A 17797-nucleotide genomic window follows, 5' to 3' on the forward strand; every position below is an offset into this window, starting at 1 on the left:
AGGCCCGGAACGGAGGCGAGGGATGCCGTCCCGTGCGGACGGCGCCCTCCCCTTCCGCCCGTCCGGGGCATGGGCGCGGTCAGTGGATCCGCGGGTGCACCTCGTTGCCGGTGTTGTTCCACGCGGGCTCGATGCCCTCGGCCACCGTGGACGGACGCGGCGCGGGCCGGTCCGCCCACAGCACCGCCCCGGCGGCCGCGACGGCCGTCAGGCAGAGGGCGGCCAGGGCCGACACGCTCTTCGGGCGGCGGGTGGACGTGCGTCGGTGGTTCATGAAGGGGCCTTCCGTCCCGGGTGCGGGGAGAACGCTGCGCACTCTGCCACCCGGCGGCCCGCCGCCGATCTACATCCGATCGACGGCCCGCTCCCGGACGCCGATCCCGGCGTCGAACGGGCGCCCATCGGTCCGCGCCTGCTCGACGGTCGGCTTCGACCTCTGCGAGGACTCGTGCGCACCGCTGATCTGGTACTTCGGCAGCCGGGTCCGCGACAACTACCGCACCGTCGACGCCCAGGACCGCGCGCTTCCCCGGCCACCGCACCTTCGCCGCCGTCGAGAGCTGCTGCCCAAGGGCATGCCTCACCCTCCAGCAGGGAGCCGGCGCCGAGGTCATGAGCGGCCTCGAACTGCAGATCGCCCCGGCCCACGTCGCCTGCGAGGTGCGTCGCGAGTTGCCTTCGCCCGGGTAGTCTGGTGATGACTGATCAGTTTGTCTTTAAGTACGAACAAAATGGGGGGCCGGTGCGCAATCACCGACTCGTAATGACCGCTGCCCTCGTGGCGGCGGGGCTCGGGCTCGTCCCGGGTATGGCCTCGGCCGCCGAGAGGCCGGGCACGGCCGTCGGACAGGGCCTGACCAAGTCTGCTGCCGGGGCCGGTGCAGGCAAGGGCGAACGGGCCGCCGCGCAGACGTGGCACAGTCCTGCCGAGCGGACCGTCCGCACGGTGCGAGGTGCGGCTGAGGGCAAGGCCGTCGCGCCGCAGGTGGCGGGTGTCGGAAAGGGCAACCCGGACCTGGCCGTCCAGTTGGACGGGGCCGGCTACACAGCGCTCGGGCTCCACCTCCGCACCAAGATCACCAGCGTGGACGACGCGCTGGAGGTCGTCGTCGACTGGGGTGACGGCAAGACGGAGAAGCAGACCGTCAAGGGTTCCGCCGAACCGGACTTCGCGCACAGCTACGCCGAGGTCGGCCAGTACCAGGTGTCGGTGAAGGTGACGGACGCCGTCAACGGCGTCGTCGCCGAGAACGGGTTCGCGTACCTGACCCCGGGCTCAGACTTCACCCCGCACGCTCCGACCCGGCTGCTGGACACGCGTGACGGCACCGGTGTGCAGGCGGGGAAGGTCGCCGCCCGCGGCACGACCCGGGTGAAGATCGCCGGAAACGCCAGGATCCCCGCCGATGTCCGCGCGGTCGTCCTCAACGTCACGGTTACCAACACCACCACCGACGGGCACGTCACGGTGTTCCCGGGCAAGGGCTCCACGCGGCCCAACACGTCGAACCTCAACTACGCGGCCGGTCAGTCCGTCCCGAATCTGGTCATCGTGCCGGTCGGCACCGACGGCTACGTGGAGCTGTTCAACGGTGGTTGGGGCGCGGTCGACCTCCTCGCCGACGTCACGGGCTACTTCACCCGCTCCTCGTCCAGCGGTTACACGCCCATGGCCCCGACCCGATTCGTCGACACCCGCACGGGTGTCGGCACCACCAAGGGCGGGCTCGCCTCGCGGAGCGCGTTCTCCACGCGGATCGGCGGGTTGAAGGGGGTGCCTGCGGATGTCACGGCGGTGGCGCTCAACGTGACGGTGACCGGCCCCAGGCAGGCCGGACACCTGTCGGTCTACCCGGGAGGCGGCCAGCCTCCGACGACCTCCAGCCTGAACTTCGCCGCCGGGGAGACGGTGGCCAACGCAGTCATCGTGCCCGTCGGCCCCGACGGGACGATCAGCGTCTTCAACGGAGCCTGGGCTGAAACGGATGTCGTGGTCGACGTCGTCGGTCACTACGCGAAGGACGGCAAGGCGGCCTACCGTCCGTACGAACCCCGCCGGTGGTTCGACACCCGCGATCCCGCCAGCTGGTGGTACGGCGGGCGCCTGCCGGCCCAAGGGTACGTTTCCATGTGGGGAGACCCCGAGGCCAGGGGCGGTGAGGCATACGTACTGAACACGACCGTGACCAATGCGGCGGAGGCCGGCTTCCTCTCCGTCGCTCCCAGCCCGTTCCCGTGGTTGCACAACGACCAGCCGGGCGCCCCGGTACCGCCTAGTCCGGACGCCTCCACGCTGAACTGGACGGCCGGCAAGACCGTTGCCAACCTCGTGCAGGCAAGCGGCGGTGAGCACGGCATCCTGAACTTCTGGAACCAGGGCTGGAAGGACGTCGACCTGATCGTCGACACTTTCGGGGCCTACGAGGCCTACTGATCCGCCGACGCATGGCCTGGGGGTCCCGACCGATCACTGGCGGGACCCTCAGTCGTTCTCGCGCGATGGCGGAACGTGAGGCACCGTGCAGGGGCGGTCGGGCGGGACATGTCGGCAGAGCTGCGCGCTGTTGGCCGGGACTGCAGCGCTCACGGCGTGCTTCAGCGGGCAGGCGTGTTGTTGGGTGTGCCCGTCAGCGAGAACTGCACGTCGGTGGTTTTCTCACACGGAATCGCCTCCCTTACCTTCTTGGTGGCCCCGCGGTGGGGAGGAGGCGGACGAGTGGCGGAGCTGAGCCGGGAGGGGCGCCAGCTCGACCGCTGCCTCGCGATGCTGTCGGCCCGCGCTTCGGCACCCACGTCTGGACCCCGGACACACCTCCGGCCGAGGTGGCCCGGGCACTTCCCACTCACCTCCGGCAGCACACCACCACCACCCAACGGAACGACACGGCTCACCCGGACCGCACCGCCCGGGAGGGGTAGGCCGAGGGTGGGAGCGGAGGTCACCCCGGTCGAGCAGAGCGGCCTCCGCAGGAACGTCAGACCTTCCAGACCTGGTCGGCGTACCGCGGGTCACAGTCCACCTGAACCACAGGCGCACCGACCTCGGGGGTACGCCATGACACGTACATGCACCGGTTGCTCAGGGCATTGCGGATCTGGTAGCCGCCGCCGTCAACCGGCTCCAGCTTCCAGACCTGGTCGCTGTAGTTCGGGTGGCAGTCGTACTGGGTGACCGGAGCGCCCTCCTCAGGGGTGCGCCACGACACCAGAAGACAGCGGTTGTTGTAGGCGTTGCGGACCTGGTAGCCGCCACCGGCGACCGGTTCGAACTTCCACAGCTGGTCGGCGAACTGCGGGTCGCAGTCGGCTTGCAGTGCCGGGGCGTTGTTCTCGGGGGTGCGCCAGCCGACGAACAGGCAGCGCTGACTGTTGGCGTTCTGGACGGAGGCGGTCGTGAGGCGGACCTGCTGTACCCATTCACCGAGGCCGTCCACGCGGGTAGAGACGGCTTCGGTACGGGTTTCGGTGGCGGGAGTGCCGAGGCAGCCGCCCTGCCCGGAGCGGCTGTTCACCCCTACCAGCTCGCCGGCTGCATTCACCAGCGGGCCGCCTGTATCGCCCTTGCAGAGGGCGTCGGTGCCCTTGCCGGCAAGGGCCAGGGTGGTGGCATCGGTCGACTTGACCGTGAAGGTTCCGGTGTGGGGCTTTCCCGGTACCCACTGGGTCTTGGTGCGGCCGAACCCCACAGCCGTCAGGTCGGGGCCGGGAGCCGGGGCGGAGGCGGCGACCTTGGCGGTCTTGAGGTCGACGACGGGTTTGGCCAGGCGCAGGAGGGCAGCGTCGCGCTCGGCGCGTACGACGATCTCGATGAGGTCGACAGCCTTGCCGTTGCCGAGAGCGGCGCTGGCCTTGAGGACCGGCTTGCCGGAGGAGACGGGGCTGCCGGGCGTCGTGGCGAAGCAGCTGGCAGCGGTCATGATCCAGAAGCGGTCGACCAGGGTGCCCGTGCAGGCGCGGGCACTGGCGTCATCGCCGAGGTGGAGCTGCACGGCGTAGGGATGCGCGTCAGCGGGTGTCTCGGGGCCGGTGACGGCCATGGCAGGAGTGGTGGTGACCAGGGCGAGCGACGACACGGCGGTCGCGGCCAGGAGGCCGGTGATCCGCGCCGAGCGCGGACGGAGCGCGAGCATGCTTCTTCCTTCGAAACGGGTGCTGGTAGCCGGCGGTCTTCCGGGTATCGGGTCGAGGGGGGCGTCGAACGGATCGGTGCGGACGTTGCCGACTGCCATGTCGAGCTCGGCTCGGCAGGTATCGCAGCCCCTGGTCGACGGCCGGGCGGACGAGCTGCCGAAGGTGCGTGCCGCCCGCCTTGATTTTCGCCCTCTTAGCCGATTCAAGAACTGCGCAAACACATGCGTCAAGCGAACCGGAGCCCGTTCTGGGCAGTAGCGAAAACCCCCTCATTCATGCTGCGGATCCAAAAATTGAGAGAAAGGAATCCACATCCGACGAAACGCCGAACCCCCGCGGTCGACCTAAACGATCATCCGCATCAAATCAGGAAGCCTTGCGGTACCCAAGAGGGCAAATGGGGTGTTGCTGCAGAAATCCAGCTCACCATGCGTGAGTTACAGCACAGTTGGGCATGGTTGCAGCTGTTTTGCGAAAATTCATGACCGACAATCGACCACCCTCCGGCCATGACCCCTTTCTCCGGTTGGCTCCGCGCATTGCGCGAAACCGACAAGGTCGTTGTCTCTCCGGCTGGAAAGTGCTTGTGTGGCGGAAACGTTTCGGATCCGACTGCTTTGGGCTTGGCACCGGCGTGTCGGGCCGACCAGTCGGCGGGCGCGAAAAAGCCCACGGGGGCATGCCCCCGTGGGCAGGTGGGGCCGGGATGCCGGGCTGCGCTTCGGGGGCGCTGTGGGCTGCCCCGTTGGAGGTCCTTCTCCCGGTTATGCGGATGCAGGCGTGGTCGGCTTCATCATTCGGCGCAGGAGTCGGGTCAGCGGGCGCTCCACCAAGCGGTGCAGGAGCCAGGCGGCCAGTACGACGCCGCCGATGACGCCGAGCAGGGTGGGCCATGCGCCCCACTGCTCGTTCCACCGCCAGATGACCCGGACGCCGAGGGACTGGTGCACGAGGTACAGGGGGTACGAGATGGCTCCCGCGACGGGAAGCCAGCGCCACTGGACCCAGTCGAGCTTGCCGAGTGCGACGAGGCCCATGAGGAGGTACATGGCGGTGATCGCGGTCAGGCAGACCTTCCAGTTGATGCCGTGCCCCTCCCCTTCCATGATCGCCCGGAGGTGGTGCTGCATCAGCAGCCATGAAAGGGCGAGGATGCCCAACGTCTCGCCTTCGACGCGGCCCGCGCGGCGTATCAGATAGAAGGCGATGCCGGCGATGAAGAAGGGCGCCCAGCGGGGGACGAGGAGCTGGTCCAGCAGCGCGATGCCGGATGCGGGGGCCAGGACCGAGCCGAGGGCCCAGAGCCAGCAGAAGTTCGCGATGCGGCGGTGGGTGGTGCCCAGCAACACCACGAGTGAGAAGACGAGGTAGAAGCGCAGCTCGATCCAGAGCGTCCAGTAGACGTTGTCGATGCTCGCCACGCCCAGCGGCTCGTGGAGCATCGTGAGGTTCGTGAACATCTGGCCGACGGTGACCCGCGGCTCTCCCGGAGTCTGGGGCCCGAGGCGGGCAGCGGCCGACGAGAGGACGACGGCGACCCAGTAGAGCGGGAAGAGGCGCAGGATCCGGCCCTGCCAGAACTGCTGGAGCGACTTGCCCCAGCCGGACATGCAGATCACGAAGCCGCTGATCATGAAGAAGAAGACGACGCCGAGCCAGCCGAACTCCGCGACCTGGTGCAGGGTGGGGAAGAGCTCGACCGCTGTCCTCTGCCATGGGATGGTCCCGGAGCCTGCCAGGTAGTGGAACAGGACCACCGACAGGGCGGCAAGCAGCCGGAGCCCGTCCAGGACGAGTATTCGCGGCGCACGGTCAGACCCGCGCTCACGGGTCGACCGCCAGGCTCTCCCACCGCCCAACCAAGGCTTCCTGGAGAGCTGGGCAGGGAGGGGTGCTGCCTCGGCGAGCGCCGGGCCGCGATCCCCGGCAAGGACAGGCCGGTCGGACATGAAACCTCGGGGAGTCGGCGGTGTCAGCGACACCGTTGTTACTGCGAAGTAAGTGCCGATCCTATCGATGCCCGTACACCCGGGCACCGCGGATCTCGTGGAGATCCGTGCGGTGGGCGGTGTGGAGGCGGCTGTGAGGAGTAACCCGTACCCCCGCTTGTTCCGCGCTCGGCAACGGCGCGGGCAGAAGCAGCCTACCTTGCCTCCCCGGCCGGACGGGGCTGAATGGCGCCCCACTCCGTTGGAGCAGGAGAGGGCAGACGGGGGGAAGCAGCGGTAGGGACCGTGCGGTGGGAAGGCCGCCTTCCCGTCCTTCGTGTAGTGACCGACGACGTAGCCACGACGTCCCTGTCAGACCAGGCTCCGTCAGAGACGCTGATCGCCCCTTCGGCGCCGACCGGTAAGATGACCAGATTCGTCGTCGACGAAGGACACTCGCGATCCCGCCAGTTGGTGGTAAGGCGGGCGCCCGCCGGCCCGCTGGGCGGCGAGGCCTACGCGCTGAACACCGCGGTCCCGCCACCGCAGGATCCGGCGGGATACCTCCCTCCTACCTCCAGGACAACCCCTATTCGCAGGCACCCTTGGTGCGCACGGCCCGGCTACCACGTGTATCAGCCCTGCCAAGCCTCCTCCACCGCTCGGGTGAGCCGGCTGCGCGTCAGCCAGGGGCTCAGCGGTGTCAGACGGGCGACCACGCGGCTCAGCCAGTCCGGGTCACCGAGGCGGTGTGCCTCGTTTGCGGTCACGAGCTGCGACAGGAGTTGTTCCAAGAGGAACGTGTCAATGATCCGGTAGGCACGTGCGTGCCGGTGGAAGGTCAGCTTGCGGTCCTCGTAGGGGTGGCGGAGCGTCATGTCGAGGTGGCCGCCACCATGCCCTCTGAAGGGGCCGGGCATGTTGCCGAGCATGCCCGCCATCGTGTACTGGCCTGAACGCGGGTAGCCGCGTCCGAGGTAGACGCCGACGCCCAGCATGATTCTGAACCAGGGGATCAGCTCGCCGCCCTCGGGCGCTTGCCGGTACAGCCCCTCCGTCCGGAACTCGAGCCACGATCCGCCGACGCGGCGTGAGTCTCCCACCACCCAGAGGTCTTCAACCCGTTCCAGCGGCCCCAGGGCTGTACGTGCATCCGCCATGCGTCCATTCGATCACATGAAATCCGCTTCGTGGCGGCCACGCTGAGAATGGCGCGAAAGCGAGGGGACGCACATCGTGGCGGGTGGAACCGGTGTCCCTCACCAACCGGGGGTGCTCGAACTGCGGACCGCGATGCCCGAGCCGAGCGGGATGCGGTACGGCCGGCAGCGCCAAACTCCGCCGGCCCAGGACCGCGCACCTGCCTCGGCTGCCTCAGAAGCCGAGTGTGCCCAACAGGCCGGTGACCGGAGAGATCAGGTCGTGTCCGAACTGTGTGATCTTGGTGGCCACGGGGGCCACCACCTTGCCGTCGACCTTGCTGAGCGCGCCGATCCACTTGGACTGGCCGAAGGTGAGGAGTCCCAGAGCGGTACCCCCGAGGGACGTCTTGAACTCGCCGCTCGTCCATCCGTAGCCGATGCCGGTGAGCACAGTGCTGACGGCGGACAGACCGAGGGAGGTCCATGCCAGGCCACCGGCGACCAACTCCAACGGCGGGAAGAAGATGCCGGCGACACCGAAGCCGGCGGCGAGGAATCCGGTGCCGATGCTCGCCCAGTTCGCGGCATTTGCCCACCACTTCACGTCCTTCCACCAGGGAAGGTCGTTCTTGACGGAGTCGTTGTCGGGGGTGTCCGCCGGGTTCCTCCCGGCTTCCTTGTCCGCGCGCGCCTCCTCGGCCGCCTTCCTGGCGGCCTTTGCGATCTCGGCCGTCCGCTTGTCCGTGGCGATCTGGTGCGCTTCGCTCGCTGCCGACGCCGCCGTCTTCGCGTCCTTACCGGCCTGGACGGCGGAGGCGTGGGCAGAAGCAGCCGACGCCTGAGCGGCGTTGGCGGAGGCGACCGCGCTGCGGGCGGCGTCCAAGGCGCGGTTGGCGGAGTAGTTCGCCGCGCGCGCGGCGGTACGCGCAGTGGCCGCCGCCTTCTTCGCCCGGTCGGCCGAAGCCTGCGCAGACGCCGCCGACTGCTCGGCGTTGTTCGCGTGCGTGTTCGCCTGCTGTGCGTAGGTGGCGGCCTGTACTGCCGACTGCTTCGCCTTGTCCGCCCACTGGACAGCCTCGGCAGCGGCGTCACGGGCCTTGGCTGCCGCCTCCTGGGCGCGGTGGGCGCTCTCCTGGGCCGCGTACGCGATCTTCGTGGCGGCGGCGATCGCTCCCTGCATGGCAGCGATGTGGGTCGCGGAGTCGTAGTCGAGGAGAGCGGTCTTGTACTGGACCGAGGCGATGAAGTTGCGGCGCATCCACGCCGGGCCTTCCAACGCGGCCTTGGCATGGGCCTGGGTGTACGGGCCCCCCGTGCCGATGAGGGTTGCGGTGGCGACCGAGTCGTCCTCCTGCTGCGCCACCTCGTGCTTGATGTTGACGAAGTCGTGCAGGGCCTGGGCGGTTCCGGCGTTCAGTGCCTCCTGCGCCGCCTTCGTCACCGCCTTGCCGGGGTTGCCGGCCAGGATGCGGCCGACCATGACGCGGTTCTCCGTCGCGGCGGCCTCGATGGCACCACCTGCGAGGAACTTCGTGGCGGCTTCCCCGTCGGTGCTTGCCAGCGCTCTGGTCGCGGCTTCGGCGATGTCCGGGGCACAGGTCCGGGCGAGGTAGAGGCTGGTCTCCCTGTCATCCTGCCGCTGGGCAAGGCGCCGGGCGGTGTCGATCCAGACGTGGACGTCGGAGTCGGTGCCGGCCAGGGCGAACCTCGCCGCCTCGAGGGACCACGTACCCTTGGAACGCAGCATGGCGACGGCGGCTTTGCGCCCGAGGGTGGCAGCCCGGTCCAGCTCTCCGGCCTTGAGCGCTGACTCGGCTTGGGCGATGAGGTCCTTCTGTGCCTGCTCGGCCTGCTCGGCCTGGGTGCGCTTCTCGGCGAGTTCCGCGCGTTCCAGGTCCTCGATACGCTTGAGCAGGCGGGTCTCCTCGATGGCCTGTTGCGTTTCCTGCTCTAGGCGCTGCCACTCGGCCTCCCGCGCGGCCCGCTCCACCTTGACCGCTTCGGCGACGGCGTCGGTGGCGACCTTCGCCGCCTGGCTGGCCTCGTTGGCGAACTCAGTCGACTTCTTCGCGTACTCCACTGCCTGGCCGGCGTACTGGACCGCCCATTCCGCTGCAGTCGCGGCTTTCTCGGCGTGGTCGGCCGCGCTGTTCGCCGCGTCGCGGGCGGTGCGGGCGGCTGTCGCCGCCTTGTTCGCGAGGGTCTGGGCCATGCCGGCGGCGTTGGTGGCGATCTGGGCGTTCGTGCTGGCGATCTGGGCTTCACGCTTGGCCGTCGCGGCCTCGGACTGGGCGACACCTGCGGCTTCGGCTGCCGCCGCCGACGACCGCGCGGCGGCGGCAGCGTTGCGAGCGGCCGACGCGGCGGCGGCTCCAGCGCCTGCAGCCTGGGATGCGGCGTTGGCGGCGTAGTCGGCCGCTGACGCCGCACTGCGGGCCCGGGCCGCGGCGTTGCGGGCGCCCATGGCGGCGTCCTTGGCTGCGGCTGCCTGGGACGCGTCCTTGGACGCGGCTATGGCGGCGCCGTACGCACGGGCGGCGGCGGAGCCGGCAGTGGCCGCCGCCTGGCTCGCCGCGGCGGCGGCGTAAGCGGCGCGCCGGGATGCCTGAACGGCGGCGTGGGAGGCACTGGTCGCGACGCGCGCCGAGTCGGCCGCGTCCTTCGCGGCGTCGGCGGCACTGCGGGCCGCCCTGCCGGACCTAACCACATCGGCCTGAGCCTGCTGGGCTTCGTACGCGGCCTTCTCCGCCGCCTGCTTGGCCTGGTCCGCGGCCTTGATGGCGCGGGCCGAGGCTTCCTCGGCCTGCTTCGTCATCGCGTCGGCCTTCTTGCCTTCGCGTTCGACGACTGCGACGAGTTCCTCGATCTTGGAGGCCTCCTGGTCGCGGGCGCGTGCGATGTGCTGGCCGGTCTCAAGGAACCATTCGATGTCGGCGGCGGTGCCGGACATGGCACGGGAGGCGTACTTCTGCACCTCCGGACCGCCAAGGAAGGAGAGCCGGCCGACCTCGACGCGCATGTCCTGTTCGCGGGCGGTGTACTGGCCCTCGTTGAGGAACTCCTCCAGCGCGGCCTGGGTGCCGGCGTTCACGGCGTCGTTCCCTGCGCGGTTCACGCCCTTGCCGCCGTTGGCCATCACGATGCCGGTGGCCACGCGGAGGTCTTCGGTGATGGCCGACTTGTATCCGCCCGCAAGGTAGGCGGCTATGGCGGCGTCGCCCGCTTGGAGCGCCGCGATGGCGTCGCGCCGGGTGCCCTTGCCGCCCCGCGCGAGGGAGCTGACGACGGCGACGCGGTTGTCCACCGCGGTCTCCGCGGGAAGGGTGACGGTCAGGAAGGTCTGGACATCGGCGTCCGTCCCCGCCAGTGCCGCCTCCGCGGCGGCGCGGACCCCCTTGCCACCCAGCAGCCAGGCCTTGACGGCCTTGGCCCGGGGGGTGTCGGGCAGCCTGAAAGGGTCACCGCCGTCGCCATCCGGAGTCGGCCGCGGTGTATCGGCCCATGCCGCTGTGGGGTTGAGCACGAGGCTGGAGGTCGTGACGACAGCCGTGGTGGCAGCGGCAGCTGTGAGGACACGCCGCCTGCTCCAGTAAATGGTGTCCAAAAAAAGTCCTTCGGGATCAGCGTCTGGGGTCGAGGGACATGCGCACGGCGGCGCGTCGCCAGACGGGGAATTGCCTTGGCCGCGCTCAGGTGCCCCATGTTCGCGCGGAAGTCGGGCGGGCCACGACAGGTGACCATATGCGGCCCCCGGCGTATTCAACACCTGCGACCTGGAGTGGACGACACGCTTTGAGCCAAAGACAGACCCGGAACTTATTCCTCCGATTAGGGGGACCGTGTTCGAGCAGTTACGATCCGACTGGGGTGGAGGATTCCAGGGAGAGATGGTCCGTACACGCACCGTTTCCCGTCGGCCGACCAACGGCCTTCACCTCCAGCGTTGAAGCACCTTTAGACATTCTTCGAAACCGACGACTAGGACAGCGATGAAGGCACGTAAGGCAATGGTGCGAACCGGTGGCGCGGCTGCGGCGGCCGGCGTCTTGGCGTGGGCCGCGATGGCGAGCGGAGTTGAGGGCGGAACCGCCTCGGAAGCGACCGCGATGAAGGCGATCGCCGACGAAAGCCCTGGTTACGCGATTGAAGACTTCGCCTACCCGAACGCCGACAAGATCCTCGCGGAGCGGCGCATAACGCTCAAGCGCGGTGATGGCAACATCCTCCTCGCCGACTGCGGGAGCGCGACCGACCTGCTTGAGGTCTGGGACCGGAAGAACGGAAAGACCTGCTTCAGCGTCAGCGGCCCCAGTGGCTACCTGGCCCTGGAAATCCCCGCGGTTTACTTCGTCATGGGTAACAGCTACAACACTCAGGTGGAGATGTCGGCCGGCACAGAAGAGAAGACGTTCGAGGTGAAGAAGAACGTGTGGACTCCGGTCGGCGAGAGTGCTGACGCCCAGGGCCGCGACTTCATGCTCATGGAAATTCGGACGGCCAAGTAATCACCACGGCCGTTGGATTTCTTCCACCATTCGCGGCCCTCAGCACCTCAGGCCCTGGCGTGCATCAGGTCAAGAGCCTGAACTGAAGTCCAATGCACTTTCCCGTGTCCGAGCAACCGCATGGCCGATGTCCTGCGGACGCCTCGGCCCGCTCGGCACCAACCCGTGTGCCGGCGCCCTGTTTTCTAGGGAGAACCATGTCTGCACCCCATCTGCGCTCCGCGCGGATGAACGGTCTCCTGGTGTCCGCCACCGCGGTCGCCGCGGCTCTCGTATCGGCCGGTCCCGCTCAGGCGGTCACCGGGCCGGAAGCCGCTGCGGACCAGTACGCCCACACCGTGAAGCTTGCCATCGGTGACGAGGCCGACAGCCGGTCCTGCACCGGCACGCTGATAGACCCGCGCTGGGTCCTCACCGCCGCCAGCTGCTTCGCGACCACGCCCGACAAGCCGGTCCCGGCAGGCACGCCGGCCTTCAGGTCGACCGCCGTGCTGAGCAACAGTCAGACTCGTGACATCGTCGAGGTCTCCGGGAGCGCCTCCGACCGGGACGTGGTCCTGGCTCGACTCGCCACCCCGGCCGCCGGCATCACCCCGGCCAAGCGCGCCGACAGGGCTCCGGCGGCCGGTGCCCCCGTAACCGCAGCGGGCTTCGGTCGGACGAAGACCGAGTGGGTCCCCGGCAAGCTCCACACCGGCGCCTTCACCGTCAACGGCTCCGACGCCACAACGCTGGCGATATCCGGCCAGGGTGCCGACGCCCTCTGCAAGGGCGACACGGGCGGCCCGCTACTGGACGCGGCCGGGGAAATCGTGGCCGTCAATAGCCGTTCCTGGCAGGGTGGATGTCTGGGCACGAACCCGGCCGAGACCCGCACCGGCGCCGTATCCGCGCGTGTCGACGACCTGGGTGCCTGGATCGCCCAAGTCGTCGCCCCCCGCAACGGCGACCAGGTCTCACTGCTCGCAGCCGGCGGCGGCACCATGTGGTCACAAGTCGGCGACCTCGGGTACGGCGAGTACGGCGCGTCGTGGGGGAAGGTCGACGGTCAGGACGTCTCCCGGGTGAGCACCGTGCGCCACGGGGATTCCGTCCGTGCCTATGCCATCGCGGGCGGGCGCGTCTACGGCCAGGACCTCGACCTTTCGACCGGCAAGTGGTCCGGCTGGAACCAGCCCCCCGGCGACGCCGCCGGAGCCAAGGACATCTCCGCCGCCCTGGTCGGTGACACGGTCCACGTGCTCATCGTCGGCTCGGACGGCAACCTGTACCAGCAGGCCGCCGACTACAGGGCTGGCCGCTGGAACACGCAGTGGACCGCGGTCGGCGCAGTCGGGCTCTCGCATGTCACCAGCGCCGTGACCGGCACCACCGTCCACGTCCAGGGTATCGGCGGGGGCGGTGTCTACGGCCGCGACTACGACACCCACACCGGCAAGTGGTCCGCCTGGGGCGCTGTCCCCGGTGGCGTCAGTGGTGCCGTCGACATCGCCTCCAGCACCATCGGCAACACCGTCCACGTACAGATCATCGGCTCCGACGGCGGCATCTGGACACAGGTCGGCAACTACGACGCCGGCCGCTGGAACGACGCCTGGACCAAGGTCGGCGGCACCGGCCTCACCCGCATCAGCAGCATCCCGTCCGGGAACCGCGTCGAGCTCTACGCCGTCGGCGACGGCAGGGTCAGCAAGGCTTCCATGAACACCACCACCGGTTCGTGGAGCGCCTTCACCGAGCTCCAGGGCGGTCTCTCGGGGGCTTCCGACATCGGAGCCGCGGTCTCCGTCACTCCTTCGAAGGTGACCCTCGCCGCAGCCGCCGGCAGCACCCTGTTCAGCCAGAGCGGCAGGCTGGACACCGGTGCTTTCGGCGCCGAGTGGGCCAACGTCGGCGGTGCCACCGTCTCGAACCTCACCGCAGTGGACCACGGCGGCGTCGTCCGCTACGTCGGCATCGCCGATGGCAGGGTCTACGACCGCACATACGACCCCCGCACCCGCGCCTGGGGCAACTGGACCTCCGTCCCCGGTGGCGCCACCGGTGTCAAGGACGTCTCCGCCGCCATGATCAACAACGTTCTGCACGTCCAGATCATCGGCTCGAACGGTGACCTGTTCTCGCAGACCGGCGACTACAACGCCGGCCGCTGGAACGACACCTGGACCCCCGTCGCCGGAGCAAAGGGCCTGACCGGCATCGCCAGTGTCAAGGCCGGCCCCTTCGTCCGCCTCTACGGCATCAACGGCGGCAGGGTTTACGGTCGCGACTTCGACAGCCGCACCGGCAACTGGACCGCCTGGGGCGAGCTGCCGGGCAACCTCACCGACGCCACCGACATCGCGGTCTCCCTCACCGGCCACACCGTCCATGTCCAGGCCATCGGCTCCGACGGCGCGCTCAACACGCAGACCGGAGACTACCTGGCCCGCGGGTGGAAGCCGGCTTGGACCAAGATCGGCGGCAGCGGCCTGACCCGCGTCACGAGCGCCGCCGCAGCCAACAACGTCCTCGTGTACGCCACCGGCGCGGACGGCAAGGTCCAGAACATCACCCTCGACACCACGCTGGGCACCTGGACCGACTGGCGTGCCGTCCCCGGCACCCTCACCAGCCCGATCGACCTCACCGCCACCACGACCAAGTAGAACGCCGTTCACCGGCGACCGAGCCCGTCCCACGGTCACACCACCGGGGTACGGGCGCGGTCGTGGCGCGGCGTCGCGGGAGGGGGATGTCGGGGGGAGGCGGTCACGAGACCGGCGGAGTCCGGTGCCCATGGTGATCGGCAGTGACGACGCTGCGGCGGTCTTCAGCTGTTAGAGCCTCCTCGAACCGGGGTGATGCCTCCGAGCTCACGGCTGTGGAGACACGAGAACTGCTGAAGGCGAGTCTCGCGGCCGTCGACGTGGCCAGGCGCCTGGGCACGAAGGTGTTGAACTCCTCCTTCGACCGACCGGAGGTCTTCATACTCGCCGAGCACGACCAGGGCGGATACCCCGCTGGTTCGTCGCACTCACCCGGGACCAGTCGGACATGACGAACGAGGTGAGGCACCGTGCACTCCTCAGTCATCTGCGCCAGGGTGCTTCCGCGGTGGTCGCATGCCCTCCCGCACTCTGCGCGGGCAGAGTGCGGGAGGGCGGCGTCGGTGGTGGTCAGTGGAGCTTGGCGACTGCCGTGGTGGTGGTCTTCTTGAAGGCGGGGACGGGGGCGTCCTTGAAGGATCCCATCTGGGCCCAGCGGACGACCGTGACGGTCTTGTCGTCCCGGCCCACCGAGAAGAGGGCGATGTCGTTGGCGCCCCAGGACGTCTCGGTGTGCAGGCCGCGGACGCGGGCGCCCTCCTCGACCGGCAGCTTGCCGTAGTCGCGGCCCTCGGCCTCGACGTCGGGCGTGGACTTCTCGATGCGGGCGGCGCAGGTGCGGATCAGGTCGTCGTAGTGCTTGGCCAGGGCCTTGGCGAGGGCCGGGGTGTCCGCCACGACGGTCAGCTGCACGGCGGTGGTGTCCAGGTCGGTCCGGAACTCGCGGTAGCGGTAGTCGTAGGAGGGCACGCCCTCCGTGCTCACGCAGAGGCCGAGGGTCTCCGGGAAGCCCTCGGTGACCGGGCCGGCGGTCCAGGACGAGGAAGGGTGCGGCGGCAGCTGGGACGCCGACAGGAACTTCGGTGCGGCGGGCTTCGGCGCGGCGACGGCGGCCGGTGCGGTGAGGAGCGTGCCGGCCGCGACCGCGGTCGCGGTGACGGCGGTGAGGGCGCTGGTGCGGATGCGCATGGACATGGGTGTCCCCCGTGGGTGGCTGCATAGATGTGGTTGCCGCGGCGGGGCCGGCTGGTCGGCGCGGGCCCGGCCGGTGCGACACCAAGAGCATCGGTGATCGCGGCGGCCGGGCGCAACGACCTCCGGCCGGTCCGGCGGGGTGGAACCATCCCAGGCCGTCTGACGTGCAGGTATACGGGATGCCTGGGATGCCGTCCCGGGCGGGGCGGGGTCGTACGAGGACGGGGGGACCGGTGTCGGCACAGGGCGACGGCGGCGGTGAGGTGGCGGAGTGCGCGGCGCTGCTGCGGGAGCTGAAGGAGCGGACGGACCGCAGTTACGCCTCGTTGGCCCGCCGGCTGGGCATGAACACCTCGACGTTGCACCGGTACTGCGCGGGCGATGCGGTGCCGGTCGACTTCGCACCGCTGGAGCGGTTCGCGGTGCTGTGCGGGGCGACGTCGGAGCAGCGTCTGGAGCTCCACCGGCGGTGGCTGCTGGCCGTGGCTGCCCGGCAGCGGTCGCGGCCGGCCCTCCGACCGGATACTGCGGCAGCGGAGCCTGACGGCGAACCGGTCGTCGGGACGGGCCCTGCGGGCGGCGAGGCCGCCGTCGTGGTTCCGGTTCAGCGGCGCCGCCCCTGGTACCGCCGCCGGGGTCCCGTGGCCGGGTTGGCCGCCGTCTTCACCGTGTTCGCGACGCTCGGGGCGCTCGCGGCGCTGTCCGTGCTGCCGGAGGGGCGGCGGGTGCCCGCCGATGCCTCCGCGTCGCAGGTCGGCGGCCCGGTGGTGGAGGGGTCGAAGGGGCTGGGTGCCTCGCCCGGGCCGGACGGCGGCCCCGCCTCCGAGCCGGCCGAGGCCGCCGAGTCGGCTGCGGGCCCCGGGGAGCCCCAAGGGGAGGCGGGCGCCTCGCGCCCGGCCGGGGTTCCTTCTGCCCCGCCGTCCGAGGCGCTGCCGTTCACCTGGGTCGTCGACTCGCACGGGTGGGAGTTCGACTGCGGACACCACTACGTCATCACCGAGGCGCCGGGGCGGGTTCCGCCGCCGCCGGCCCCGCAGGACGGGATGCCCTGGGCGGCGGCGCAGGGTGCGGTGCACGGCGGCGAGACGTCGGTGCGGCTGTCGGTGCAGGGGCGCAGCGACACGGCCGTGGTGCTGGAGGCGCTGCGCGTGCGGGTGGTCGGGCGGGCCGGGCCGGTCCGGGGGAACGCGTACGCCATGGGCCAGGGCTGCGGCGGGGCGATCACGCCCCGGTACTTCGCCGTGGACCTGGACAAGGACCGGCCCCTCGCCCGTGCGGTCGCCGGGAACGACTCCGGTACGCCGATCCCCGCCGTGAGCATGCCGTACCGGGTGTCGGCGAAGGAGCCCGAGGTGCTGCTGGTCACCGCTGGGACCAAGGCGTGCGACTGCCGCTGGTACCTGGAGCTGGACTGGTCCTCACAGGGCCGCAAGGGCACCGTACGGATCGATGACGAAGGCCGGCCGTTCCGCACCAGCGCCATCGCGGGGCTGCCCCGGTACGAGTACGACACGCTGGGACGGCGGTGGGCGCCCACCGGCTGAGCCGGGCGCGCGCCGGCCCTCATGCCGATGGGACGGCGTACGTGCGCAGGGGATCCAGGTGGAGTTCGTGCGGGCCCATGCAGTCCGCGGCGAGCGTGGCCGCTTTCGCGCCGCACGGGCACGTCATGTTGGGGCCGCCGGTGCCCAGCGGGCCGCAGCAGCCGTGGTGGATGCCGAGGGAGTCGGCGAGTTGCAGGGTTGCAGCGTCCTCCGGGTGGACGATCACCGAGTTCCTCGGGCCGGCGGGCACCATGCCGGTCATGCCGGGCGGCATGAGGAGGGCACGGGCCGGGTGGGGGGATGCCGGCTGCGTGTCCGGGGTCGTGAAGGGGGCGCCCCAGGGGTCGGGGTCGATCGCGTACGCGCCTCGCGGGACCGTCGACGGTGCGGTGCTTTCCGTCGTGCGGCCCCGTCTCGCGGCGGGTGCCGCGGCGTCCGGGACTGCCCGGAGTTCCCGCAGGTCCGGGGTGAGCGCCGTACCGCACTTCGCGCAGTGGAAGACCGTCATGCAGCTGTTGTATCCCACCCGCCGGCAGGGCCGGGCCTGGAGCCGCCAGGCCCTGCCGGTCGGGGGTGGGTCAGGTGGTCGGGGGGTTCTCCGTGAGCTGGCGGCGGAGTTCCAGGAGGGTGCTCAGCGCCTGGCTGTACATCAGGAGGCTCTTCTCGCTGTGCGAGGTGATCGCCGTCTTGATCTCGGCGTAGGTGTGGGTGATGAGCTGGTCCAGGTCCTGCTTGTCGATGCCGTTCATGGCTTCCTTCCTTTCG

13 protein-coding genes are annotated in these 17797 nt (G+C 70.0%); 4 read left to right on the forward strand and 9 right to left on the reverse strand.

Annotated features, from left to right (window positions below; translation table 11 throughout):
• Positions 1–79: 79 nt before the first annotated feature.
• Both IE170_RS07920 and IE170_RS07925 read right to left on the reverse strand, forming a co-directional pair.
• Positions 80–274, reverse strand: a complete 195-nt coding sequence (locus IE170_RS07920; protein ID WP_189808580.1) for a hypothetical protein — start codon at positions 272–274, stop codon at positions 80–82.
• 69 nt (positions 275–343) lie between these two features.
• On the reverse strand, positions 344–493 hold the full coding sequence (locus tag IE170_RS07925) for a hypothetical protein (protein WP_189808581.1): 150 nt from the start codon (positions 491–493) through the stop codon (positions 344–346).
• Between the two features lie 270 nt (positions 494–763).
• Between IE170_RS07925 and IE170_RS07930 the strand changes: the two genes are divergently transcribed.
• Complete coding sequence (locus IE170_RS07930; protein ID WP_189808582.1) at positions 764–2434, forward strand: PKD domain-containing protein; 1671 nt, start codon at positions 764–766, stop codon at positions 2432–2434.
• 541 nt (positions 2435–2975) lie between these two features.
• Here IE170_RS07930 and IE170_RS07935 read toward each other — a convergent pair.
• The 4 genes from IE170_RS07935 to IE170_RS07950 all read right to left on the reverse strand — a co-directional run bounded on the left by IE170_RS07935 (position 2976) and on the right by IE170_RS07950 (position 10805).
• Positions 2976–4130 (reverse strand): trypsin-like serine protease, encoded by a 1155-nt coding sequence (locus IE170_RS07935; RefSeq protein ID WP_189808583.1) that lies wholly within the window; start codon positions 4128–4130, stop codon positions 2976–2978.
• A gap of 765 nt (positions 4131–4895) precedes the next feature.
• Entirely contained in the window at positions 4896–5990 is a 1095-nt protein-coding gene (locus IE170_RS07940) for an acyltransferase family protein (protein ID WP_189808584.1), read from the reverse strand.
• A 704-nt stretch (positions 5991–6694) separates the two neighbouring features.
• Positions 6695–7219, reverse strand: a complete 525-nt coding sequence (locus IE170_RS07945; RefSeq protein ID WP_223855656.1) for a hypothetical protein — start codon at positions 7217–7219, stop codon at positions 6695–6697.
• Positions 7220–7433: 214 nt separating this feature from the next.
• On the reverse strand, positions 7434–10805 hold the full coding sequence (locus IE170_RS07950; RefSeq protein ID WP_189808585.1) for a hypothetical protein: 3372 nt from the start codon (positions 10803–10805) through the stop codon (positions 7434–7436).
• 385 nt (positions 10806–11190) lie between these two features.
• Between IE170_RS07950 and IE170_RS07955 the strand changes: the two genes are divergently transcribed.
• Positions 11191–11706, forward strand: coding sequence for a hypothetical protein (locus IE170_RS07955; protein WP_189808586.1), 516 nt, complete (start codon positions 11191–11193; stop codon positions 11704–11706).
• Positions 11707–11903: 197 nt separating this feature from the next.
• Positions 11904–14354, forward strand: a complete 2451-nt coding sequence (locus tag IE170_RS07960; protein ID WP_189808587.1) for a trypsin-like serine protease — start codon at positions 11904–11906, stop codon at positions 14352–14354.
• Between the two features lie 510 nt (positions 14355–14864).
• On the opposite strand, the gene IE170_RS07965 is transcribed toward IE170_RS07960, so the two are convergent.
• Positions 14865–15488 (reverse strand): hypothetical protein, encoded by a 624-nt coding sequence (locus tag IE170_RS07965; protein WP_189808588.1) that lies wholly within the window; start codon positions 15486–15488, stop codon positions 14865–14867.
• Between the two features lie 233 nt (positions 15489–15721).
• Here IE170_RS07965 and IE170_RS07970 point away from each other — a divergent pair, with 233 nt between their 5' ends.
• On the forward strand, positions 15722–17032 hold the full coding sequence (locus IE170_RS07970; RefSeq protein ID WP_229884639.1) for a helix-turn-helix domain-containing protein: 1311 nt from the start codon (positions 15722–15724) through the stop codon (positions 17030–17032).
• Positions 17033–17051: 19 nt separating this feature from the next.
• Here the strand turns inward: IE170_RS07970 and IE170_RS07975 are convergent, their stop codons facing one another.
• Both IE170_RS07975 and IE170_RS07980 read right to left on the reverse strand, forming a co-directional pair.
• Positions 17052–17540 (reverse strand): hypothetical protein, encoded by a 489-nt coding sequence (locus IE170_RS07975; RefSeq protein ID WP_189808589.1) that lies wholly within the window; start codon positions 17538–17540, stop codon positions 17052–17054.
• 70 nt (positions 17541–17610) lie between these two features.
• On the reverse strand, positions 17611–17781 hold the full coding sequence (locus tag IE170_RS07980) for a hypothetical protein (protein WP_189808590.1): 171 nt from the start codon (positions 17779–17781) through the stop codon (positions 17611–17613).
• Positions 17782–17797: the final 16 nt, after the last annotated feature.

It is taken from the genome of Streptomyces toxytricini, assembly GCF_014649915.1.
Lineage (GTDB): Bacteria > Actinomycetota > Actinomycetes > Streptomycetales > Streptomycetaceae > Streptomyces > Streptomyces toxytricini.